At 46.4% G+C, this 22,109-nt stretch carries 23 protein-coding genes and 3 pseudogenes; 23 read left to right on the forward strand and 3 right to left on the reverse strand.

Annotation, left to right across the window (positions count from 1 at the left end; all coding sequences use genetic code 11):
• Positions 1–54 precede the first annotated feature (54 nt).
• Both B5F54_RS07450 and B5F54_RS07455 read left to right on the forward strand, forming a co-directional pair.
• Positions 55–2,211 carry a DEAD/DEAH box helicase gene (locus B5F54_RS07450; protein ID WP_087232586.1) on the forward strand — a complete coding sequence of 719 codons (2,157 nt, stop codon included), beginning with the start codon at positions 55–57 and terminating at the stop codon, positions 2,209–2,211.
• A gap of 3 nt (positions 2,212–2,214) precedes the next feature.
• Positions 2,215–2,877 carry a DUF2290 domain-containing protein gene (locus B5F54_RS07455; protein ID WP_164488722.1) on the forward strand — a complete coding sequence of 221 codons (663 nt, stop codon included), beginning with the start codon at positions 2,215–2,217 and terminating at the stop codon, positions 2,875–2,877.
• 95 nt (positions 2,878–2,972) lie between these two features.
• On the opposite strand, the gene B5F54_RS07460 is transcribed toward B5F54_RS07455, so the two are convergent.
• Positions 2,973–3,821 carry a helix-turn-helix domain-containing protein gene (locus B5F54_RS07460; protein ID WP_087232589.1) on the reverse strand — a complete coding sequence of 283 codons (849 nt, stop codon included), beginning with the start codon at positions 3,819–3,821 and terminating at the stop codon, positions 2,973–2,975.
• A 331-nt stretch (positions 3,822–4,152) separates the two neighbouring features.
• Between B5F54_RS07460 and B5F54_RS07465 the strand changes: the two genes are divergently transcribed.
• The 13 genes and pseudogenes from B5F54_RS07465 to B5F54_RS07520 all read left to right on the forward strand — a co-directional run bounded on the left by B5F54_RS07465 (position 4,153) and on the right by B5F54_RS07520 (position 13,791).
• Positions 4,153–4,446 carry a hypothetical protein gene (locus tag B5F54_RS07465; protein ID WP_087232592.1) on the forward strand — a complete coding sequence of 98 codons (294 nt, stop codon included), beginning with the start codon at positions 4,153–4,155 and terminating at the stop codon, positions 4,444–4,446.
• A complete protein-coding gene (locus B5F54_RS07470; RefSeq protein WP_087232595.1) occupies positions 4,430–4,735 on the forward strand; it encodes a molecular chaperone in 306 nt (101 codons plus the stop codon). The genes B5F54_RS07465 and B5F54_RS07470 overlap by 17 nt, the downstream gene beginning before the upstream one ends.
• Before the next feature lie 428 nt (positions 4,736–5,163).
• Positions 5,164–6,393 (forward strand): serine/arginine repetitive matrix protein 2, encoded by a 1,230-nt coding sequence (locus B5F54_RS07475; protein WP_087232598.1) that lies wholly within the window; start codon positions 5,164–5,166, stop codon positions 6,391–6,393.
• Between the two features lie 106 nt (positions 6,394–6,499).
• Positions 6,500–7,834 (forward strand): annotated as a pseudogene (locus tag B5F54_RS07480) (VapE domain-containing protein).
• Between the two features lie 267 nt (positions 7,835–8,101).
• A complete protein-coding gene (locus tag B5F54_RS17590) occupies positions 8,102–8,266 on the forward strand; it encodes a hypothetical protein (RefSeq protein ID WP_164488723.1) in 165 nt (54 codons plus the stop codon).
• Positions 8,267–8,366: 100 nt separating this feature from the next.
• Positions 8,367–10,010, forward strand: coding sequence for a recombinase family protein (locus B5F54_RS07485; protein WP_087232601.1), 1,644 nt, complete (start codon positions 8,367–8,369; stop codon positions 10,008–10,010).
• Between the two features lie 48 nt (positions 10,011–10,058).
• Positions 10,059–10,388 (forward strand): hypothetical protein, encoded by a 330-nt coding sequence (locus tag B5F54_RS07490; RefSeq protein WP_140400340.1) that lies wholly within the window; start codon positions 10,059–10,061, stop codon positions 10,386–10,388.
• Positions 10,355–10,909: a hypothetical protein gene (locus B5F54_RS07495; RefSeq protein WP_140400341.1), complete on the forward strand. Its 555-nt coding sequence runs from the start codon at positions 10,355–10,357 to the stop codon at positions 10,907–10,909. The genes B5F54_RS07490 and B5F54_RS07495 overlap by 34 nt, the downstream gene beginning before the upstream one ends.
• Positions 10,910–11,067: 158 nt before the next feature.
• Positions 11,068–11,319 (forward strand): annotated as a pseudogene (locus tag B5F54_RS07500) (VirD4-like conjugal transfer protein, CD1115 family); the annotation flags it as partial.
• A 32-nt stretch (positions 11,320–11,351) separates the two neighbouring features.
• Positions 11,352–11,480, forward strand: a pseudogene (locus tag B5F54_RS07505) (Maff2 family mobile element protein); the annotation flags it as partial.
• Positions 11,481–11,874: 394 nt separating this feature from the next.
• Positions 11,875–12,252: a TnpV protein gene (locus tag B5F54_RS07510; RefSeq protein ID WP_002586617.1), complete on the forward strand. Its 378-nt coding sequence runs from the start codon at positions 11,875–11,877 to the stop codon at positions 12,250–12,252.
• A 127-nt stretch (positions 12,253–12,379) separates the two neighbouring features.
• Positions 12,380–12,688, forward strand: a complete 309-nt coding sequence (locus B5F54_RS07515) for an ArsR/SmtB family transcription factor (protein WP_087232613.1) — start codon at positions 12,380–12,382, stop codon at positions 12,686–12,688.
• 89 nt (positions 12,689–12,777) lie between these two features.
• A complete protein-coding gene (locus B5F54_RS07520) occupies positions 12,778–13,791 on the forward strand; it encodes a permease (RefSeq protein WP_087232616.1) in 1,014 nt (337 codons plus the stop codon).
• Here B5F54_RS07520 and B5F54_RS07525 read toward each other — a convergent pair.
• Entirely contained in the window at positions 13,763–14,350 is a 588-nt protein-coding gene (locus B5F54_RS07525; RefSeq protein WP_442856113.1) for a MobA/MobL family protein, read from the reverse strand. The two genes, B5F54_RS07520 and B5F54_RS07525, sit on opposite strands and share 29 nt — an antisense overlap.
• Positions 14,351–14,584: 234 nt before the next feature.
• Positions 14,585–14,800: a helix-turn-helix domain-containing protein gene (locus B5F54_RS07530; protein ID WP_002586623.1), complete on the reverse strand. Its 216-nt coding sequence runs from the start codon at positions 14,798–14,800 to the stop codon at positions 14,585–14,587.
• A gap of 172 nt (positions 14,801–14,972) precedes the next feature.
• Between B5F54_RS07530 and B5F54_RS07535 the strand changes: the two genes are divergently transcribed.
• The 8 genes from B5F54_RS07535 to B5F54_RS07575 all read left to right on the forward strand — a co-directional run.
• On the forward strand, positions 14,973–15,647 hold the full coding sequence (locus B5F54_RS07535) for a helix-turn-helix domain-containing protein (protein ID WP_225363674.1): 675 nt from the start codon (positions 14,973–14,975) through the stop codon (positions 15,645–15,647).
• A gap of 107 nt (positions 15,648–15,754) precedes the next feature.
• On the forward strand, positions 15,755–17,053 hold the full coding sequence (locus B5F54_RS07540; RefSeq protein WP_087232619.1) for a tyrosine-type recombinase/integrase: 1,299 nt from the start codon (positions 15,755–15,757) through the stop codon (positions 17,051–17,053).
• Between the two features lie 142 nt (positions 17,054–17,195).
• The gene (locus tag B5F54_RS07545; RefSeq protein ID WP_072853687.1) at positions 17,196–17,738 is read left to right on the forward strand and encodes an SMI1/KNR4 family protein; all 543 of its coding nucleotides are present in this window, start codon (positions 17,196–17,198) and stop codon (positions 17,736–17,738) included.
• 41 nt (positions 17,739–17,779) lie between these two features.
• A complete protein-coding gene (locus tag B5F54_RS07550) occupies positions 17,780–18,298 on the forward strand; it encodes a hypothetical protein (protein ID WP_072853689.1) in 519 nt (172 codons plus the stop codon).
• A 111-nt stretch (positions 18,299–18,409) separates the two neighbouring features.
• Entirely contained in the window at positions 18,410–19,132 is a 723-nt protein-coding gene (locus tag B5F54_RS17595; RefSeq protein ID WP_143185511.1) for a hypothetical protein, read from the forward strand.
• 271 nt (positions 19,133–19,403) lie between these two features.
• Positions 19,404–20,078 (forward strand): hypothetical protein, encoded by a 675-nt coding sequence (locus tag B5F54_RS07565; RefSeq protein WP_072854003.1) that lies wholly within the window; start codon positions 19,404–19,406, stop codon positions 20,076–20,078.
• A 566-nt stretch (positions 20,079–20,644) separates the two neighbouring features.
• Positions 20,645–21,043 carry a plasmid mobilization protein gene (locus tag B5F54_RS07570; RefSeq protein ID WP_009259638.1) on the forward strand — a complete coding sequence of 133 codons (399 nt, stop codon included), beginning with the start codon at positions 20,645–20,647 and terminating at the stop codon, positions 21,041–21,043.
• Positions 21,015–22,109 (forward strand): relaxase/mobilization nuclease domain-containing protein (locus B5F54_RS07575; RefSeq protein WP_242969659.1); only part of this gene is annotated, 1,095 nt, incomplete at its 3' end. The genes B5F54_RS07570 and B5F54_RS07575, both read left to right, overlap by 29 nt.

The following is a 22,109-nucleotide window of genomic DNA, read 5'->3' on the forward strand; positions in this document are numbered from 1 at the left end:
AACTTGAAACTCCTAGTTTCCTAAGGAATCATATCGTAAAGAGGAGGACAGCTTATGGTAACAATCATTACTGGCACAACAAAAAAGCCAATAGCTAGTGAGTCATTGAAATCCTTTTTTCAAGTTCATACAGAACTTGAAGGCTATCTTTATATAGGATATCCGATTATCGGCACAGTAGATGGAGCTTATCCAATTGATGGGTTATGGATTTCTCCTAATAAAGGTCTCGTAGTCTTCAATTTAATCGAAGGCAAAGATGTTGAAAATTACCAAGATGAGCAGGATGACTGTGCTAATAAAATCGAAGCCAAACTTAAAGGCTATAGGCAATTAATGCAAAAAAGAACATTGTGTGTTGTTCCCAATGTTGTTACCTATGCTCCTGCCTTGAGGAAAAACGACACAGAAGATGAATTCTATCCGCTATGTATAAACGATAAAGAGCTTGAAGAATATATTGACACCCTAACATGGGAAAATGATAGCTATTACGAAAAATTGGTTTCTGTTCTGCAAGCAATCTCTAGTATACGAAAAGGAAAAAAACGCAGAGAAACTACAAATCCAGAGTCCAGAGGTGCAAAGTTAAGAAATTTAGAAGACTCGATAGCAAATCTGGACAATCAGCAAAGTCGAGCCGTTATTGAAACTGTAGATGGCGTACAACGAATTCGTGGTTTAGCCGGATCTGGAAAGACAATTGTATTGGCTCTAAAAGCAGCATATCTACATGCTCAACATCCAGATTGGAAAATTGCCGTTACATTTAATACTCGTTCTTTAAAGGGACAGTTGCGGCAGTTAATAAACACATTTTATATTGAGCAAACAAGTGAGGAACCTGATTGGGAAAATATTAATATAATACATGCTTGGGGCGCACCTGGTGGCGGTGAAAGAAATGGTATGTATTATATGTTTTGTGGGATAAACAATGTTGAATACTATGATTTTATGGCCGCAAGAAACAAGTTTGGCTCAAGCGATCCTTTTGGAGAGGCTTGTAATAAGGCGTTATCTGATGCACAAAAGTTTTTGCCACAATACGATGCTATTCTTGTAGATGAAGCTCAGGATTTTTCACCTTCTTTTTTAAGGCTTTGTTACGAGATGCTTCAGCCACCTAAGCGATTAGTGTATGCTTATGATGAACTTCAAAATCTCCGGTCTCAATCGTTGCCGTCGCCTGAAGAAATTTTTGGTTTGGCCGAAGACGGAACGCCCAAAGTAAGATTCAAACCATTTGAAGAAGGACAGCCTCAGCAAGATATCATTTTAGAGAAATGTTATAGAAATTCTCGACCGGCGTTGGTCACAGCACATGCTTTAGGATTTGGTATATATCGTAACCCACCTGCGCCAAAAGAATCCGGGATAGTACAAATGTTTGATCAAAGCAGTTTGTGGCATGATATAGGATATGAGGTAGCTGACGGAGCTCTTGAGGATGGAGAAAGAGTCGTTTTAAGGAGAACGAAACAAAGTAGCCCAGCTTTTTTGGAAAATCATTCTGACATTGATGATTTGATTGTGTTCAAAAGTTTTAAAACACAAGAAGAACAAGATGCTTGGGTTGCTATGGAGATTAAGAAAAACATCAACGAAGACGAGTTGCGGCCCGATGATATTATTGTAATAAATCCAGATCCGTTAACGACTAAACGAGTGGTTGCACCTATTCGCTCACTTTTGTTTCAGCAAGGAATACAATCACATACTGCTGGAGTAGATACTGCCCCCGATGTTTTCTTTTCTGAAAATAATGATTCAGTAGCATTTACAGGCATATATAGAGCCAAAGGCAATGAGGCTGCTATGGTTTATATTGTAAATGCGCAATCGTGCTTTGATTCATATTTCGATTTAGCAAAACTGCGTAATCAGCTTTTTACAGCTATTACTCGAAGCAAAGCATGGGTCAGAGTATTAGGTGTTGGACCTCAGATGGATGGACTTATTGCTGAGTATCAACAAGTAAAACAGCATAATTTCACCTTGGACTTTATTTATCCGACTAAACCACAGCGGGATCATATGAATATTGTTAACCGCGATATGAGTGATGCCGAAAAAGTTAAAATTAAAAAGAGCAAAGGGAATATTGCCAGTCTAATTGAAGAACTGGAAAGTGGTAGTGTTTTTCTTGAGGATTTGGGCGAAGATAAAGTTGAGCGTCTTCTTGCCCTCCTTAAAGGCAAGGAGGAATAGTGGGTGCTAAACGCAAAGGATGTTCTCAAGCAAATTCAGCAGCTAACTATTGACATGATTGAGTCTGGACTTTGTGATGCACAAAATTTTCCTTCCTCAACGCAGAGTACAGGCGGAATTACTGAAATTGGAATTAGCTCAGCCGAAAATTCTATATTTTTAAAAAATATTTCGTATGCTGAAATGTACGCAGAGCTTTTAAGTAGGAAACACTACAATCTGAAAATGATAGATGGTGCATTAATTACATTGCTATACCGCTTTCAAAATGAAAATTTGATTGCACACCGTTTATCATTTTTCCCTGCCCCCAATCTGGAAGTGTTTCAGAATGAACCTGAGCTTTATATGCAAGATGAGCTATATCTTGAATTTCTGGACAAAAGAATAGTTACAGTGCCATTAAGGTTTGATTTTGACTCTGGTGATGCATTTGTACCGGTAGAGCATCCCATGTCACATTTGACTCTTGGTCAATACGAAAACTGCCGGATACCCGTTTCATCAGCTATATCCCCATATCAATTTATTTCGTTTGTCATGAAAAATTTTTATCGCACGGCACAAACTGTAAGTTCTTGCGAACTAACATCGTTTCCAGATAAATTTCCATTGACGATTCTTCCTGAAGAGAAAACTCTTGTTCATGTTTGCACGCCCGTGTGATTGGAAAACTAATAAGCATATTCGATATGCTGCCATCTTTTACAACAAAACCGACTGCTATCTTTATGGCAGTCGGTTTTGTTGTAAAAACGAAGTTATCTTCTCTTTTTGCTTTTTATTCGATGGGGTGATTGTAGTCGGGCTTTTCCCCTCATATTGTTGGGGTTTTTCAGCAGTTTGGACAGGCTCAATATCCGCATAAACGCTGAGAAATCCTCGGAAGCAATCTTGTCAAATGGAATTTGCATCTGGTCGCAAAACTCGTGGATCACCCGTTCCTCATTGCTGCCCAACTGCATGGCACGGTCAAATTTTTCCTTGACCTCTGTGAAAGATGGCTGCGGATCGGCGGTAGTGCGGTCGGTAACATGGGCCTGACGAATATCCTGGACGATGCTGTCCAGATCATCATGAATCGTGTGGCTGAAAAAGTCGCTCTCCTGCACCTGTCCCAGCTCCAGCGTGCGGACATAAAGGTCGTTATCCCCTGGTGCATGGCTGCGGATCACTTCCTGCCGGGTGGCCTCCAGCACCAGATTCATCTGGGCGATCCGCATATCAGCAATCCGGTCAACGAAAATCTCAATATCCGTCATCAGCCGCTGGAAGTTCTCATGTGTGGCAATCTCACACAGCAGCCGGTTGTTGATTTTCCCGCTGCTCAATAATGTAACCATATCATCACTCAAATGCAGGGCCTGAAGCTCTGTGTTTGGGTGATTTTTATTTTCTGACAATCCCATCAGGTAATCGGTGGACACCCCATAAAATTCCGCCAGCGTAGCGATGGCAAAGGGGCTGATGTCCTTATAATCGTCGCTTTCATATTTGCTGAGCGCAGATTTGGAAAGCCCGGTCTGCTCGGCCAGTTGCTCCAGCGTCAGGTGCTTGTCCACCACCCGCAAGTCTTTTAATCGTTCCGGGATAGACAGTTTTGTGTGCATCTAAACTCCCCCTCTCATCAGGAAAATCCTGCCGTTTTTAACTATTATACCATGATTCCATAAGCGTGGAAATATGCTGATTTTAAGCCGTTTTCCATCATTTTGGACATACGGGAGGGGGCCTGTTTTTTCGGTAAAATGAGTTTTGTCAGGAGACACAGAACCTTGAAAATTGAATGACCGGCTGCAAGGGGTATGACCTTTGGGGAAGTGACGCCATGACAGGAGCGCACCAAGGAGGACAATACGCCGGGGAAAATCCGGGCAGGAGCGATTGCAGGCAAACCGGCAACTAACACATGGAAAATAAACTTTTAGGAGGTTGATTTTTATGAAGTTAAGTATCCGAGAAAAGAAAGTGCTGTACGACTTTGCCTGTCCCAACCACCACAACACGGTGACAAGGCTCAAATGGCTGACTGCCCTGACCGTTGACCCGCAGGCCAAACACCGGATACTGGAGCTGGCCCGGAAGCTGGAAACGGAGATGGAAGAAAGTTGGTACACCGGCTTTTACCACCAGCTCCGTGCTGAGATGGACGAGTATTACTGTGCCAAGCGCCGCCTGCGTTTGGTAAAGGAAAATACCGACTATGAGGAGGATCTGTATGACGAAGCTGTCTAAGTATGAGAAAGAAACTATCATCAACTGGAACGAGGCGGAGGACACCGCCAGCATCTACACCTTCAACGCCGATCTGAAGCGCAGGCTGGCCGAGTTCAGCCGGAAGTATCCCAAGCTGTGCCGGTTGGAGCGCAGCACTACTGAGGGCAGCGTGACCTATGTGATGGACAAGTCCCGGCTGTCTATCCGTCTAGTGCCACCGTACAGCGAGGAGCGGCTGGCTGCTGCCAGAGAGTACGCCAAACAGCACGGATTTCAGGTTTTGCGGACGGACAAGGAGAGCGCCTGAAATCAGGTCAATTCACGAGAAAATGACGGGTCTGCACCCGGTATTCTTGCGGTGAATTGGTATCGTAATATCCCCGGGGTATCCCCCCTGCTGGGAAATGCGACAAAAGGAGCATTCAGAGCCGGAGGAGCTGACAGAAACCGTACAAGTGGTGGAAGTCAGCTTCTCCGGGCAGGAGTACAGAGGGCGGCAAGCCCTTTGTGCTGGGTACAGGGGTGCAGCGCCCTGTTGGGGTCAAGGGGCAAGGCCCATTGGCGGGTTGAGGGCAGCCGCCCCATCGGGTCAAGGGTGAAACGCCTTGCCCAGGGAGAGTTGATGCTTTGCGTCAATTCGTACTGGGTATTACCTGACGCAGAAATCCGCAGGTTTGGCGGCTTCGCCGCTGCTCCCCCTTTGGGGAAAATCAACAGAGATTGGAGGGATGAAGATTGAAACTAACACGGCACAACGGACGCTCCGGTAAGCATGGCACCTATAATCCCCGGCACAATGACCGCCGGTTTGATGTGGAAAACAGTGAACACATTGATGCCCAGCGAGCCAAGAAAAATGTGTACTGGGACTGCTACCGTGGATTCACTACCCCGGAATTTCGGGAAAATCCGGAACAGCCGGATTTCAGCTTTGAAGAAATTGAGCGGATGTATTACTACGAGCATTATTCCGACCATGTGGATGCCCAGAATGCCCGGAACGAGAAAACCCGGCACACCGAGCGCAACCGTACGGTGGAAGACCTTTTGAAAAATAACAAGACCTGTCCAGAGGAAAGTATCTACCAGATCGGCACCATGGAAGAATCCGTTCCACCGGGTACTCTGGCACTCATTGTCAGCGAATTTTACGAGGAGTTTGAGCGGCGCTTTGGTTCTCATATCCACATTCTGGACTGGGCGCTGCATCTGGATGAGGGTACGCCCCACATCCATGAACGCCATGTGTTTGACTGTAAAAACCGGTATGGGGAGCTGTGTCCCCAGCAGGAAAAGGCGCTGGAGGAACTGGGGTTTGAATTGCCTGATCCGAATAAGCCCAAGGGTAAACACAACAACCGCAAGCAGACCTTTGATGCAGTTTGTCGGACGATGCTCTTTGACATCAGCCGCAAACATGGGGTACATCTGGAGCAGGAACCGTCCTATGGCGGTCGGGCGTATCTGGAGAAACAGGACTATATCCTGATGAAGCAAAAGGAGCAGCTGGCCGCTCAGGAACAAAAGCTGGAGGAGCTGTCCCTGAAAATTGAGGATGTAGAAACACTGGTGGAGGAAGTTTCGGATATTGCCTATGACAAGGCGGTGGAGGTTGTCACCGATACTGTCCGGCAGGAAACCCACAAGGAGGATCTTCGGTTGGTGGAGGAAACGAAAAACTGGGTTCTCTCGCCGGAACGGAAAGCTCCGCAAAAAGAGCGTGAGTATGCCGCCGCCCGGTTAGATGGGGTCATCTCAAAAATCAAAAGCGCCATGCAGTCAGCCCTGACAAAAATCCAGAAGAAGTTGATGCAGCCGGAGGTCAAGCAGGCTGGTAAACAGCAGATTCAGGAAAAGGCAAAAGAATCCATTTTGAATTTTCTCCACAGGGCCAAACAGGATAGCGCCCAGCAGGAGGAAAACCGGAAAAAGCAACAGCAGCGAAAACAGGATATGGAGCGGTAAGGCATCTGATTTTGCATACAAATCAGGTGCCCTTCCCTTGAGGAGGTGAGAAACATTGAACAGCGAATCGCAGAGTTTAGTGCCTGCAACCCAGCAGGCCGAAAGCGTGGAATTGACCATTGATGAAGTGCGGGAAAGCCTTTCTACAACAGAAAAAGGAGAACCGGCCAACACCATTGGAAATTGCCGCACGGTGTTTGTCCGTGACCCGCTTTTACGCGGCGCAATCCGGCTAAATCTGCTGACCGACCGTGTGGACATTGTGCGGGATTTGGGCTGGCGCAGAAGCACCAGCGCCTTGACCGATACCGATGTCAAATATCTGCTCCTTTACTTTGAGCAGAACTACGGTTTGACCAGTGAAAAGAAGCTGATGGCGGCGCTCTCCATCGTGGCAAACGAAAACTGCTATCACCCTATTCAGGATGTGCTGAACAGTCTGACTTGGGACGGTATACCCCGGATATGCTCCTGCCTGCACCATTTTCTTGGGGCGGACGAGAGCGACTATGTGGAAGAAATGCTCAAGCACTTCCTGTTGGGAGCCATCCGCCGGGTGTTCCATCCAGGTTCCAAGTATGAGGAGCTGCTCTGTCTGGTGGGTGGCCAGGGAGCCGGAAAGTCTACCTTCTTTCGCTTCCTGGCTATACAGGATGAGTGGTTCTCTGATGACCTAAAAAAGCTGGATGATGACAAGGTGTTTGCCAAGCTGCAAGGCCACTGGATCATCGAGATGTCGGAGATGCTGGCCACCAGTAACGCCAAGAGCATCGAGGAAATTCGCTCCTTTATCAGCCGCCAAAAGGAAACCTACCGCACCCCCTAAGAAACCCAGCCCAAAGACCGTCTGCGGCAGTGTGTGTTCGGTGGTTCCTCCAACACGCTGGACTTTCTGCCCCTTGACCGGGCCGGAAACCGCCGGTTCCTGCCAGTGATGATTTACCCGGAGAAGGCGGAGGTTCACATTCTGGAGGATGAAACTGTTTCCAGAGAATATCTGTTGCAGGTGTGGGCCGAGGCTATGACCATTTACCGCAGCGGCGAATATTCCATGAAGTTTCCAAAGGAGATTCAGAGGCAGCTGGTGGAGGTTCAGAAGGACTTCATGCCGGAGGATACTGAGGCCGGGCAGATTCAGGGCTTCCTGGAACATTACACCGGCAATGTAGTCTGCTCTAAGCAGCTGTTCAAGGAAGCGTTGGGACACGCCTTTGAGGAGCCGAAGCGTTGGCAGTTGCACAACATCAACGAGATCATGAACACAATGGTGACGGGCTGGAAGCCTTTCTCCAATCCCAGGATGTTTGCTGGATATGGGCGGCAGCGTGGCTGGGAACGAGAGATTTCCGGCAACGAAGTGCCCGACAACGAAGACGGATTTGTGGAGCTGAGCGAGGAAGAAGTCCGTCAGCTGGAGCTGCCAAAGGAGTGGATTGCCTGATTTACAGGGCCTGTTGCCCGGTTGGTTGTCGGCTGGTTGCTGACTTTGTTGCTACAAAAGCGGGAGTATGAGCACGACAAAAGCCCGTAAAGCAAGGCTTTTTGGTGGGTATCTGTTCTCTGACAACGAAAGCAACGAGATTTCACAAGAAAATTTGAAAAGTAAGAAACGATGGCCAGACGATAGGTTGCAGGTTTTTCGGAGTCCGTTGCCGGACTTTGTTGCCGATACCCTTTGTCTGGCTTTTCTGATCTATGGAGGTAGCCTATGGAGAAAAACCAAAAGCAAGAAAACAAGCAGAGCAAAAAAGTAAAGTTTATCGTGGTACGGGAGTTTTCAGGTGATAAAACCATGCAGGAAGCCTTTGAACAGCTCATTGAACGGCAAACCTACGAACACTTTGAAGAATGGCTGGAACGCAAGGCAAGCTGAGGGACTGGAACGCAAGGCAAGCTGAGGGATTTGGTTGAAGAAAAAACAGGGGCATGGTATAATATATATATCGTGTCCCTGTTCATAGAAGGAGATTACTATGAGCAGGAAAAAACAAGTCAATCAGAAAATCACAGCCCTCTATTGCCGTATTTCTCTGGAGGATGGCGGCGATAACGAGAGCATGAGTATCAGCAATCAAAAAATCATGCTTCGGGACTTTGCCGAGAAAAACGGGATGTTCCAGTATGAGTATTATGTGGACGACGGTTACACAGGCCGTAATTTCAATCGCCCAGCTTTTCAGCGTATGATTGCCGATATTGAGGCCGGTAAAATCGGTTGTGTCATTACCAAAGACCTGTCCAGACTGGGAAGAAATTATATTGAAGCCGGCAGTTATATTGAAATCTTCTTCCCCAAACACAATGTCCGCTATATCGCCATTACGGATGGCGTGGATAGTTTGACCCATCAGGAAATGGACATCACGCCCTTCAAGAATATCCTAAACGATATGTATAGCCGGGATATTTCCAAGAAAGTGCTGGCGGGGCGTATGACCCGTTCCCGACAGGGAAAGTTCTGCGGCGGACAGCCTCCCCTGGGGCTAATGCGTGACCCGGAGGATCGGGGGCATTTGATCCTTGACCCGGAAACTGCGCCGGTGATTCGCAAAATCTATGACCTGGCACTGGATGGCTGGGGTTGTATGCGGATTGTCAAGCAGCTGATGGAGGACAAGGTTCCCATCACCAGAGTAAAAGGAAATACCGCCTGCGATGTCAACTACTATGCGTGGGGCGGCGCAAGAATCAGCCATATCCTGCGTAATCCCTTTTATAAGGGCGCTCATCTGGTTTGCCGGACACACCAGAAAGGGATTCGCTCCAACACCTATGACATTATTCCCCGTGAGGACTGGGAAATCATTGAGGGCTGTCATGAAGCAATTGTGACACCGGAGGAATGGGAGCAGGTACAGGCAATCGTAGATCGCAGGCCACCTATTATTAAAGGAAATGCTTGCCCCTTCTACAACTTGTTCCACGGCATTATCTACTGCGCCACCTGTGGGAAATCCATGCAGGTACGGTATGAAAAGGTCGGCAGAACTGGCAAAAACCGCTTTACCGGCGAGATGCGGGAACCGATTGACAAGGCGTATTATATCTGCCAGACCTACAACCGGCTGGGTAAAAACGCCTGCACCAGTCACAAGATCGAAGCCAGGGATTTGTATAATCTTGTCCTGAAGGACATTCAGGAACTGGCAGCGATGGCGTTCAAAGATGCAGATGCCTTTTATCAGCGGTTGAGCAGCCGGATGGAGCGCCGGTATATGGCGGATGCTTCCGAGATGCAGAAAGAGCGTGAACGCCTGGAAGCCAGGAACCGGGAAATTGACGATATGTTCCTGAGTCTTTACACGGACAAGGCCAAGGGTGTGCTCTCTGAGCAGCGGTTTATGAAGTTGACCACCGCTATGGAGCAGGAGCAGGAAGAAAATCAGAGCCGGTTGCAGGAACTGATGCGAATGCTTCAGCAGTCTGATGCTCAGGAAAGCGAAGTCCGTACCTTTATCCGGGAAATTCGGCAGTATGCCACCATTCAGGAACTGGATGAAACGGTGCTGAACCGGCTAATCAACCGTATCCTGGTAGGTGAAGTTGAGAAAGTTGATGGGCAGAAGGTGCAGGAAGTCAGGATTGTTTATAATTTTGTGGGGGAAATAACTATCTAACTAATAAGCAATAGTAAATGTGAAAGGTATGTGTCGATGAGATTCTATTTGGACCATAATATTTATATTTACTCGCTAAATGATGAGTCAATAGGCCAAGCGGTTGAAACATTAAAATCTGATTCTGTTCAATTTTTGTATAGCCCAGCGCATATTGAGGAGGTGTATACTGCATTTGTTAAGAATGGAAGTAAATATCAGCAAAATATACAGCGTATCTTTGAACAAATTTCAAAATTCACTGATGATATGGAATGTCTGCCATCTGACACACAAATAATAATAAAAGGGAAAAGCCATCAGATTGCTATAAACGAGTTGCTGGAATTGATACAACTCAACGAATGGAATCTGATGGTAAATATAAGTATCAAATAGATAAAGGGCATTATCAAGAACTTTGCAAACAAGATAAACATTTTCAATCCATATCTACTCTCACATATGATAAAATTTGGGATCATAAGGAAATTATCAATTGTCTTGAGGAACTTAATAGAAATATGCCTCAAATTATTAACCGTCACAATTTTAACGTTGACACTATTAGTCTTGCAATGTTAGGCATAAATAAGATTCTGCCTGAGGATTTGCAAATACAGCGTGGCATGTATGATGAGCTGAAAAAATCACATAAAGCCTTAGAATTTGTGGTGGAAATACTATTTCGCGTGCTTAATATCAGCGGTTACAATGCTGATAAAGAAGAAGCAACAACTATTTCTGGAATTCACGATGTGACGCATGCTATATATGCGACAAAAGCTGATAAATTATTTAGTTCTGATAAAAAATTTGTAAATAAATGCGCCGCAATTTATTACTTCCTTGGTGTTAAAACACAAGTCGTACTTTGTCCGCAAAAGGAAATTGCTAAAATTTTACTTGAATCAAAATAGATTTATACATGAGAGTAATTCGGTAATCCCGACATTGCTTTTAATGAGATTTTATCATAACTAAGCAGATTATAAATTGTTATTGCAAGAAATAACCTTCCTTTTTACCAAGGAGGGTTATTTTTTTGCCCATTTTTGAATTCATCACTTGACATTGTGGCAAAGAGCTGATGACACAAGACGAATTGGCAGTGATGGACGGAGGCAAGTGTATCTTCATGCTGCGGGGTGTGCGCCCGTTCCTCTCGGACAAGTACGACCTGACAAAGCATCCGAATTACAAATACACCGCCGACGCCGACAAGAAGTACCTCTTTGATATGGAACGGTACATGAAACGCAAACCGGCCATCGTAAAGCCGGATGAGCCTTTCGAGATGTACGAATTGACAGCAACGGACCTTCAATAACAATTCTACAACGAAGAAAGGAAATATGATTTATGGATTTTTTCACTAACGCTATCGACGTATTGCAGACCCTGGTGATTGCGCTGGGCGGCGGCCTGTGCGTGTGGGGCGGCATCAACCTCCTGGAAGGTTACGGGCAGGACAACCCTGCCTCCAATGCTCATGTGCCATAAAGTAACACAAATAAGAGAACAGACAGCTACCCCACTGTTCCGTAAAATATTTTGTGGCTGACTGGTGGAAATATCATTCCGAGGGTGCTAAAATGAAACATAGGAATGAGCGATAAATCGGAATTTGAATATCAGTAAATTATGACCTCTCAACAGAGGTTACAGTGTTTTAATAAAATCCTCCAAAAGCCTTGAAAATAAAGGATTTATCGCAATGTGTCTGCCTTATCTCTTTATACGGTTACACACAAGTTTACTCTTTCCCTCATTGCTCATAAGGGCAAATACAAGGGCAAGAAAATCTCATAACAAGATATAACAAAGTGTGGCAATCGGAGAACTGTGATGTATGTGCGAATATATTATAACGGAGGATTTTTCAATGGACAAGTACATTTACGATGATAAAAATGGTCTGTGGTATGAACTGCAAGGAGATTATTATATCCCATGTCTTATCTTACCAGCCGAAAAAGAACAGCCTATTGGTTTGTGGGGACAGCGGCACTTGCGGTATCTGAAAGAATACCGCCGAGCCACCTACATAACCTTGTTCACAAGCGGCAGACTGAACAATTACCTTGCTGACATCGACAGGCAGGCGCAGGAACGCATGGAAAGGCTCACAGAGCAGATGAAACGGGTGCAGGGTATTACGGAGCAGTTAAAGGCGGAAAACGCTTTGGAATGGACACAGAGAATGAATAACATACGGGCGTGTGCAAAGGAGATTGTGGAAAAAGAAATCATCTTTGCATAAGAAGACAGCGGTAGGATTTAGTTTTCCTACCGCTGTTTCACTTAAATCAAAAAAATATATTGACATTTTTCTATGTGTTGCATATAATAACACATAGACATTTATCTATAGGAGGTGATTGAGAGAGATGGATGAAAAAAGAATTGCGGCAATTTTCAAAGCGTTTTGTAATGAAAATCGCATTAGGATTATAAAACTGCTGCGTTCAGGTGAAAAATGCGCCTGCAAGCTGTTGGAAGAAATCAATGTCACACAGCCTACGCTTTCCCACTATATGAAAATTCTTTGTGACTCGGAAATAGTTGTCGGGCGCAAAGAGGGAAAATGGACACACTATTCTATTTCAGAAAAAGGTGTGGAACAGGCAAAAGAATGTTTGCGGCAGTTGACAACACTTGATGTTGAAAGCGAAAATAAGTCGTGCTGTGAAAAGTGAGGAAGTTTATTTGAATGCTTTTCCGCACGACTTATATTCGGAATATTAAATCGACATATTTCAATATGACTATATGAAAGGAGCTTTTTATGGAGGCACTAAAAACAATTTGGGACTTTTTTCAAAATGAAGTCCTCGGTATGAACTGGCTGAATCGTCTCATTGAAACAATTTTGAACGCTTGCGGTTTAGATACCACGGGCAAAATAGGAGCGAGTATTCAGTTTTTCATCTATGATACCATAAAAATTATGGTACTGCTTGGCGTTTTGATTTTGATTATCTCGTATATTCAAAGTTATTTCCCGCCCGAAAGAGCAAAAAAGATACTCGGCAGATTTCACGGCATATGGGCGAATATCATCGCAGCTCTGCTCGGTACGGTAACACCGTTTTGCTCGTGTTCCTCTATTCCGCTGTTTATCGGATTTACAAGCGCAGGCTTACCACTTGGAGTTACATTCTCCTTTTTGATTTCTTCGCCGATGGTTGACCTCGGAAGCCTTGTCTTACTGATGAGTATTTTCGGCTGGAAAGTTGCTGTTTTATATGTAATATTCGGTTTAGTAATCGCTGTGGCTGGCGGAACGCTAATTGAAAAGTTGCACCTCGATAATCAAGTGGAAGAATATATCCGAAACGGTCACTCGATTGATGTTCCGCAGGAGGAACTGCATTTCAAAGACCGTATGAAATTTGCGTGGGAACAGGTTGTTGAAACCGCTAAAAAGGTTGCTCCTTATGTTCTGATCGGCGTGGGCATTGGTGCTTTCATTCACAACTGGATTCCTGAAGAATTTATTGTCAAAGCACTTGGCGAAAATAATCCGTTTGGCGTAATTCTTGCTACGATAGTCGGTATTCCGATGTATGCGGATATTTTCGGTACAATTCCGATTGCAGAAGCCCTGCTTGCAAAAGGTGCTTTGCTCGGCGTTGTCCTTTCCTTTATGATGGGCGTTACTACGCTTTCGCTCCCTTCAATGATTATGCTTCGCAAGGCGGTCAAACCGAAACTGCTTGGTATTTTCATTGGAATATGTGCTGCTGGTATTATTATTGTAGGCTATCTTTTCAACGCAATACAATATTTAATTGTTTAATTTTAAAGCGTGTATCTTTGGTAGTAAACAGATGGCTTTCGTATACCTCGCCTTTTTTGATGACGGTACAGCCTTTCCGTATCTGCCCGTCCTCCCCCGTGATTTCCTTTTTGGTGCGGACACGCTTTCCAGTCTCGTCAAAGAACACGCTGCGGGAAGCAACCTTTACATCAGGTTCGGGGAGCAACCTCCTCTCGCTGAAAATCAGATGGATATGATAATTTGTCTTGCGCTTGTTGTGGTGGAGGGCGGACACGCACTCCACACCGTACCGCCTGCGGAACTCCTCTGTAAAGTCCGTGAGTACCTGCTGCGGCTCGTATTGCGTATAGATTTCGGGCAAGGCGATAATCAGTTCCCTTGCTTCGATACATTTGCCCTCTGTGCCGCTGCGCTGAAACTCCTGCTGGCTTTCCCTTGCAAGGTTGCTCCAAAAGGTGCTGTCGGCGGTGCGGTAGGTGGCATAGAGATTTTCCTGCCTTGCATGGCTTGTAATATACGATATTCGCCCTTTGACATTGGGCAGTTTTGACATCTGGATAAAACTGTGTCTCGGCATACATCATCTCCGTTTTCTGTTGTCAAGGTGCGTCCTTTTTTTGCAACCGTTTACGGTTGTGGCTGTCGCTGCGGCAGCGGTGACAGCCCCGTATCATACGCCGCAGGCGGTTGATACGGAAGCCCCCTGCAAGGGCGAAATACCCGGAGTACAAATCGAAGATTTGTGCGAGGGGTGTATTTCGCTCTCAAACGCCGAGGGCTTAGGGTTACTTTCCGAAAAGAGAATGGATGGTCATTCCACTCTGCGGACATCATCGGGCTTCAGAAGATTTCTTCCCTGATTGACCGTCAGAAACCGTTCCAGCGTGTCCCTGCGGATAATGGTCTTGCGCCCCACTTTGAGGACGGGCAGCTTTCCCCATTCCACCAGCTTCCGCATGGTGTTCCTGCCGATACCCGTACATTCTGCGGCTTCCTCTATGGTAAGTCCCATTTTGACTGCGCTCATTCTATCAACCTCCTTTTAGAATACTCATTTTGCAACTACTGTTTTATCATTATACTTATTCTGCCATCTCTTGTCAACCTATTTTGCAACCATTCATAGTTTATTTACAACTTTCATTGAGATAAAGGTTGCAAAATAAGTATCGGCGTGTTATACTGATACCAGTCAGGAGGTGAACACCTTGAAAAAAGAAACCACATTCACCGCAAAACAGGTCGGTAGGAGGATTAAGGAACGCCGCACAGAGTTAAACATTACCATGCCGGAACTTGGCAGGCGTGTAGGCGTGAACAAATCCACCATTCAGCGGTATGAAGCGGACGGAGTTGATCCGAAGCGCACAATGGTTATCAACGGTCTTGCGGAAGCGTTGCTCACAACTCCCGAATGGCTGACAGGTCTTTCCGATGATAAGGAATATGACACCTATACTCTTTGCCAGCGGGATATTGAGGAACACATCAGGAAATATCTGGACACAGTTTCCTATACAGTAAAGGGCGAGCCGCACCAGCAGCTTCTCACGACATTTCTCGGCAAGATGGTTGACCTGTATACGGTTATGACCTGCTACTTTGCTGATGCTATGGAGGAAGTTGACCGTGTGGCGGAGGACAAAGGGCTGAAAGAGTCTCTTGGACGGTACGCCATAGAGTCCGGGGCAATCATGGAACAGGTATACCGCAAGAAGATGGAAGTACCGATTGAGGATATGAAACGGTTTTTAGACGGGATTTTACATATCCACGATGAGGGGCGCACAAGAATGTCGATGGGCGCACTTTTCGGGATAGTGGAGGAAGCCGAAGAAAGGCTTTCCGAAAAAGAAAATTCCGTGGCACCTTGACAAGTAAAGACGCCAGTTGACTTCCACTGGCAGAAGTGACACAATTACTTTACGCACACCATATGTCACAGTCCCGATTGCCACGGATAGAAAGGAGTTTTTTATCTATGGCAAAAGGTTCTGTAAGAAAGAAAGGCAAAAAGTGGTACGGACGCTTTTACATTGAAGATGAAAGCGGCAGAAAAGTGCAGAAAGAGTTTGCAGGCACAGAGAGCAAGGCAGAAACAGAAGCCATGCTCCGCAAAGCGATAGCGGACTACGAGGAAAAGCAGTTTGTCGGGAAAGCGGAAAACATCACGGTAGGCGATATGCTGGATATGTGGGTAGAGGAAGAACTGAAACCCGGCAACTTAAGCAACGGGACGGTCATGTCCTATCAGGGAACGGTCAACCGTATCAAGCAATATCCCATTGGCAAACGCAAGCTGAAAACCGTGACCGCCGACCATTTGCAGGCATTTATTGATTTTCTGAGCTACGGTGGGACAAACCCGGACGGGACAACTTCAAAGCCCATGAGCAAAGGGTATATGCTCCTGTTCTCGGCGGTGCTGCAAAATTCCTTCCGCTTTGCGGTATTCCCGAAAAAACTGATTACTTTTAACCCTATGCAGTATGTGAAGCTAAGGGGCAGGAAGCAGGAAACGGATATTTTCTCGGACAGCAAGGAAGATACCGCCAGTATTCCTACTATCACCCATGAACAGTTCCAAAAGCTGGAGGAATTTCTCAAGGCAAAAGATAATCCCGCTTTGCTGCCTGTGCAGATAGCGTACTACACGGGGCTTCGTATCGGGGAAGTATGCGGCTTGACTTGGCAGGATATTAACCTTGAGGAACAATATCTCACGGTACGCCGCAGTATGCGCTATAACGGAACAAGGCACACAACCGAAGTGGGAACGACAAAGCGGAGCAAAGTCCGCACCGTTGATTTCTGCGACACGCTGGCGGCAATCCTGCGGGCGGCGAGAACAGAACAACGCAAAAACCGTTTCCGCTACGGGGAGCTTTATCACCTGAACTACTACAAAGAAGTAAAGGAAAAAGGGCGCACCTATTATGAGGTTTACAACCTGCAAAGGACAGAGGAAGTCCCGGAGGACTACAAGGAAATCTCCTTTGTCTGCCTGAGGGCAGACGGGGCGTATGAAGCGCCGAGTACGGTAGGGATTATGTGCAGAGCAGCAAAGAAGAAAGTGAAAGGGCTTGAGGATTTCCATTTCCACACGCTCCGCCACACCTACACAAGCAATCTGCTTTCCGGCGGCGCAAAGCCGAAAGATGTGCAGGAACTTCTCGGACACTCCGATGTCAGTACCACAATGAACATCTACGCTCACTCTACAAGGGAAGCAAAGCGTACTTCCGCAAGGCTGCTGGATAAGGTGGTCGGCGGGGAATAAAAAGTTGCCCTTGTTTCGGCTCGTAAGGGCAAAAACAAGGGCAAACAGATAAGGTTTGAATGAAAAACAGGCGTGAAGCCTTGAAAAATCAATGGTTTTTGAGGATTAGATAGTTAAATCCTAATTTAGAGGGAATGATTATATGCCTATTTATGAGCCAAAGGATTATGAAGATGTAATTGCTCGTATTCAGAAAAAAGTTATTGAAAAAAATATCAAAATGGGAGAATGCCCTTCGGAAAGTCAAATTAAAGCGTTTGAAAAAAGCTGTAATATTCAGTTGCCACAAGCATATCGTATGTTTTTAAAATCTGTGGGAAATGGTTGCGATTGTGCGGATTTTCATTTGAACAGATTAGAAAATTTAGAGCAAAGAGATTTGTCCCATCCCTTTATGCTTGAAGAAGCTTGGATTTGGGAAGATGATGATCGCGATAATGATGTAATTCGAGAGGAAATGCAAACAAAGGTTTTTCAGGGCGAAATCGAATTGATAGATTTTGGTGACTGTGATTGCTATAACTTGATTGTTAGTGGAAAATGCCGCGGAGAAGTTTGGAATTTCTCGGATGTAGGCGTTCAGCCTTGTTGTGAACGACAGGATTTTTTGGGATGGTTTGAGTTATGGTTAGACTATCAAGATAAAACGGACTATTTCAAAGACTATGTATATGAAGAAGATTAACAATTCCCATTTATCGGTGAGAAAGAAACGGAGGTGAGTGCATGGCAAAGTTAAAATCTATCGCTTTTGCCGTCGGAATTATGCTGCTGATCGGGGCGGTGCTATGCCTTTATTTCAGCTTGCGGAACCTGTCCTCTATCCGGCCTGCGTCAGCCTATGAGGACATGGGTGTTCATACCTTTGTGCCGGAGGAAGTTTATCCCGTACAGAGAGAGAACCACGCTACCGGGCGGCAGAAGCGCAACCACCCCACCACGACCGTTTACATCGTGCGCTATCGGGCAGAGGACGGGAGCGGCTATCAGTACAAGTACGAGTCTGGCTCTGTGGAAAGCACCGCACAGAGTATTTTGGAAGCGGACGAGCCGATAGAGCGCCGTGTTCTGTCCATCCCTGATGAGGACGGCTACATCACCATCGGCGCAGACGAAACCGCACAGACCTACGAAACCAGACAGAAGCGCACCTATTGGACGATTGCCGGGGTATCTGCGGCCTATCTGCTGGTATGGCTTGCGGTCAATGGGCTGCTGCTCTATAAACGGCGCAAAAGAATGTAAACCAATTTAGCTTCTTGCCGGGAATGAAAAAGGTAATCCGCCGCAAAACGGAAGAATAAACGAAGCGACAAATCGGAAGTTGGCAAGATAAAGAGGATGGAATAAAACAAAATGGAAGGCGGAAAATTTGATTTCAAAAAGGCGCAGCGGGAATTGATCCGCAAGGAACTGCGACCTATCCTATACGAATATGGATTTGTCTTGTGCGGCCCGACCGCATATATCAGAGAGCGCGGCGGCCTGCTGCAGGAATTTTATTTCAAGGTCGAGGTCAGTAAGCTGCGCCCCTGGGTAAGCTATCGCCCAGTGTTTGATGCGCGGCCCATCGTGAGCTTTGGCTCGGATGGGCCGAACGGCGCAAAGTATGAGAACCCATATAGAGGGTTTCGTTGGTGTTCTATCGATTACTGGTATACGGAGGACGATGTGCTGAAAGAAAAATATTACCAGCGCCAGTTTCTCCCCCAATTTGAAGCGTTAAAAAGCAGTATCGTAAACGGTCTGCTACCCGAGATGGACGCGATGCGTTCACTGGATGATTTTATACAGCTTTACGAGTCGTGTGGGAAACTGTTTGGAGAACCGATTCGCCACTACGATATATCCCACACATATTTTCCATTTATATCCGGTGTACATGGAGCCTCGGGGAAGAAGCGGATGGAATTGATCCTTTCAGAAATGGGCGGGACTTGGCTACCTACCCTTCCCAAAATCGTAAAGAAATATTTGGAGTCACATATGGGTGGGATGGATACGGACAGCGAGGCGGACAGGATATTCCATGCGTATTGCAATCAAGTGCGAATAGCGTATAAACTTGATGTTAAATGACAAAATAAGATACTCCGTTTTATGATACGACAATTCCCGTTTGTCGGGGAAATAGCAAAGCCAGCCGAGCCAGTCAACGGTCAAGATGAACGGGCTGTGCCCGCCGTTGACAGCCCCGCCCGCCTTTGCTGACAGGAAATCAAGGGAGCAACATCCTAAAATGCTGTCGCTCCCGACCATGATGGGAATAAATGTAGAAAAAGCACTATGAAATACCCCGCAAGTGCTACAATTAATATTTTATGTAATTTGAAGTTCGTGAGGTGATGGAATGAGTAAAATAGATGAATTTGAACAAAAAATCATCAAGCACGGAATGACCGATGAAGATTTTCTTGAATATGGAAAGTTGTTAAAACGAGTTCGAGGCAATCTTCTAAAACGCCAACATTGTTATACAACAGCCATTCAATTCTCCGATGAATATGCTGAACAGGCTGTTAAGTTAATACAATATGGACTTGAAAACTTTGAAGATGGCTGGTTTTCCACATACACCTCTTATTTGTATATAGGACATATCTATGAAAAAGCAAGAAATTATCGAAAGGCTTACGAATCCTATTTGTTAGCGAAAGATGCCCTTGAATTAAACCGAGAAGAATATGTAAATGAACTGTCCAAAGATCTTTTATGGGTGAAACTGCATATAGATTCCTTTTGTTACTCAGCCGAACTGGAAGATTATTACTCTTGTTATTTAGCAACTGATGAGTTTTCAAGAGCATTTGTAAACAGTGAATTTAGATTAGCTGTTGCGAACATCATAATTTCTTTACATCACGGAAGGACTGATGAAGCCAAAAGGTCGCTTGCCATCGCAAAAGAAATATGCGAACCACATTATAGGGGGAAATTGCATAGTATTCTTGCAAAACACAAATATTACGAATCACTAAATGCAACACCCGAATCAATTACATTTGTTAAAAGTATTCAGATATAAATTACTGTTTTCTGCTGATATAAATTGAATATCGACCAAGCGGCAACACCACAGATTTTTTGAAATCCGTGGTGTTTTTTTGCGCCCATTTTTGGCAGAACAGGCAAGGCGGTGGTGTTAAGAGTGAACAGGAAAATTTTCTGTCTGCCCGGTTGCCAATTCTCGTTTTTTTGTATTACAGAGAGTGAAAAAGGCTTTCTCCGGCATCAGGTAGGAAGTTCGGTGTCTGTCGCCATTTTAGCGAAAACGGGCAGGAATGTCCTTTGCCGGATTATTAGTAGCAGAAAAAGAAAAGCAGCTTGCCAAAACCGGCTCTTGATGAACGAGTAGTAGGCAAAGGAGAAATGAATTTTTCTGGTTGCGATTTTCCGAAAAAGTGGCGGACGGAAGTGAGAGGAAGTTTGCAGTCACGGAGAGCAAGTTTCTACCACGGTGCCAAAATCCGCAATTCTGCGGTTTTGCCCCTCGCGGGAAACTTGTTGGGGAGTGCCTTCCCCAAACCCTGCTATGCGGCTTGCGCCGCTTATCCCCGCCGCGCTCATGCGGCAAGAAAGGAGGTCACGACCATGCGAAAGAAATACAACACACCCCACCGCAGCCGCGTTGTGAAAACCCGGCTGTCCGAAGATGAATACGCCGACTTCACAGCGCGGCTTGCGCCCTATGGTATCAGCCAGTCGGAATTTCTCCGGCAGGCGATACGGCGCACGACCATACGCCCCGTTATCCATGTGTCAGCGGTCAATGATGAACTGCTTTCCGCTGTTGGAAAGCTGGCCGCCGAGTACGGCAGGATCGGCGGCAATCTCAATCAGATTGCCCGGTATCTGAACGAGTACGGCGCACCTTACAATGCGCTGTCCGGCGAGGTGCGCGCTGCCATAGCCGACCTTGCCGCCCTCAAGTATGAAGTCCTCAAGAAAGTAGGTGACGCGGTTGGCAACACTCAAGCATATCAACTCTAAAAATGCCGACTACGGAGCCGCCGAGCAATACCTGCTTTTTGAGCATGACGAGTTTACCATGAAGCCCGTCCTTGATGAAACCGGCAGGCTTATCCCCCGCGAGGACTACCGGCTGTCCACACTGAACTGCGACGGGGAGGATTTTGCCGTTGCGTGTATGCGGGCAAATCTCCGATACGGAAAGAACCAGCAGCGGGAAGATGTAAAAAGCCACCACTATATCATCAGCTTTGACCCACGGGACGGCCCGGACAATGGCTTGACCGTAGACCGGGCGCAGGCATTGGGGGAGCAATTCTGTAAAGAGCATTTCCCCGGCCACCAAGCCCTTGTATGCACCCACCCGGACGGGCATAACCACAGCGGCAACATTCATGTGCATATCGTTATCAATTCGCTGCGGATAGAGGAAGTGCCGTTCCTGCCCTATATGGACAGGCCAGCCGATACAAAGGCCGGTTGCAAGCACCGCTGTACCGACGCAGCCTTGCGCTACTTCAAGTCCGAAGTCATGGAGATGTGCCACCGGGAGGGGCTTTACCAAATCGACCTCTTGAACGGCAGCAAGAACCGCGTCACAGACCGGGAGTATTGGGCGCAGAAAAAGGGACAGGCCGCGCTGGACAAGCAGAACGCCCCCATGATTGCAGGCGGTATCACGCCCCGGCAGACCAAGTTTGAAACGAACAAGGAGAAGCTGCGGCAGACCATACGGAAAGCCCTTGCCACCGCCGCCAGCTTTGACGAATTTTCCTCTCTGCTGCTGCGGGAGGGCGTGAGCGTTAAGGAGAGCCGTGGGCGGCTTTCCTACCTCACGCCGGACAGGACGAAGCCCATTACCGCCCGGAAGCTGGGCGACGACTTTGACCGCGCCGCTGTCTTTGCCGTTTTGGAGCAGAACGCCGCCAGAGCCACAGAAAAGGCCGCAGCCATACCCGAATACCCCCGGCATGGGAAAACCGGCATACAGCCTACAAAAGCCCCACAAACCGCCCCGAAACTCGTCGGCGCAAGCTCCATATCCTTCGCTTCCCCGCAAGCGGGAAAGCTCACTCATTCCGCTGCT

This window comes from Anaeromassilibacillus sp. An250 (assembly GCF_002159845.1).
GTDB classification, from domain to species: Bacteria; Bacillota; Clostridia; order Oscillospirales; family Acutalibacteraceae; genus Anaeromassilibacillus; species Anaeromassilibacillus stercoravium.

Bases quoted from the DNA above. Each gene is read 5' to 3' on its own strand.
- B5F54_RS17590 (WP_164488723.1), top strand. From the start codon at position 8,102: ATGGAGAAAAACCAAAAGCAAGAAAACAAGCAGAGCAAAAAAGTAAAG.
- B5F54_RS07515 (WP_087232613.1), top strand. From the start codon at position 12,380: ATGGATGAAAAAAGAATTGCGGCAATTTTCAAAGCGTTTTGTAATGAA.
- B5F54_RS07565 (WP_072854003.1), top strand. From the start codon at position 19,404: ATGAGTAAAATAGATGAATTTGAACAAAAAATCATCAAGCACGGAATG.
- B5F54_RS07510 (WP_002586617.1), top strand. From the start codon at position 11,875: ATGGACAAGTACATTTACGATGATAAAAATGGTCTGTGGTATGAACTG.
- B5F54_RS07530 (WP_002586623.1), bottom strand. From the start codon at position 14,800: ATGAGCGCAGTCAAAATGGGACTTACCATAGAGGAAGCCGCAGAATGT.
- B5F54_RS07470 (WP_087232595.1), top strand. From the start codon at position 4,430: ATGACGAAGCTGTCTAAGTATGAGAAAGAAACTATCATCAACTGGAAC.
- B5F54_RS07460 (WP_087232589.1), bottom strand. From the start codon at position 3,821: ATGCACACAAAACTGTCTATCCCGGAACGATTAAAAGACTTGCGGGTG.
- B5F54_RS07545 (WP_072853687.1), top strand. From the start codon at position 17,196: ATGCCTATTTATGAGCCAAAGGATTATGAAGATGTAATTGCTCGTATT.
- B5F54_RS07570 (WP_009259638.1), top strand. From the start codon at position 20,645: ATGCGAAAGAAATACAACACACCCCACCGCAGCCGCGTTGTGAAAACC.
- B5F54_RS17595 (WP_143185511.1), top strand. From the start codon at position 18,410: ATGGAAGGCGGAAAATTTGATTTCAAAAAGGCGCAGCGGGAATTGATC.
- B5F54_RS07465 (WP_087232592.1), top strand. From the start codon at position 4,153: ATGAAGTTAAGTATCCGAGAAAAGAAAGTGCTGTACGACTTTGCCTGT.
- B5F54_RS07540 (WP_087232619.1), top strand. From the start codon at position 15,755: ATGGCAAAAGGTTCTGTAAGAAAGAAAGGCAAAAAGTGGTACGGACGC.
- B5F54_RS07525 (WP_442856113.1), bottom strand. From the start codon at position 14,350: ATGCCGAGACACAGTTTTATCCAGATGTCAAAACTGCCCAATGTCAAA.
- B5F54_RS07485 (WP_087232601.1), top strand. From the start codon at position 8,367: ATGAGCAGGAAAAAACAAGTCAATCAGAAAATCACAGCCCTCTATTGC.
- B5F54_RS07495 (WP_140400341.1), top strand. From the start codon at position 10,355: ATGGAATCTGATGGTAAATATAAGTATCAAATAGATAAAGGGCATTAT.
- B5F54_RS07450 (WP_087232586.1), top strand. From the start codon at position 55: ATGGTAACAATCATTACTGGCACAACAAAAAAGCCAATAGCTAGTGAG.
- B5F54_RS07520 (WP_087232616.1), top strand. From the start codon at position 12,778: ATGGAGGCACTAAAAACAATTTGGGACTTTTTTCAAAATGAAGTCCTC.
- B5F54_RS07550 (WP_072853689.1), top strand. From the start codon at position 17,780: ATGGCAAAGTTAAAATCTATCGCTTTTGCCGTCGGAATTATGCTGCTG.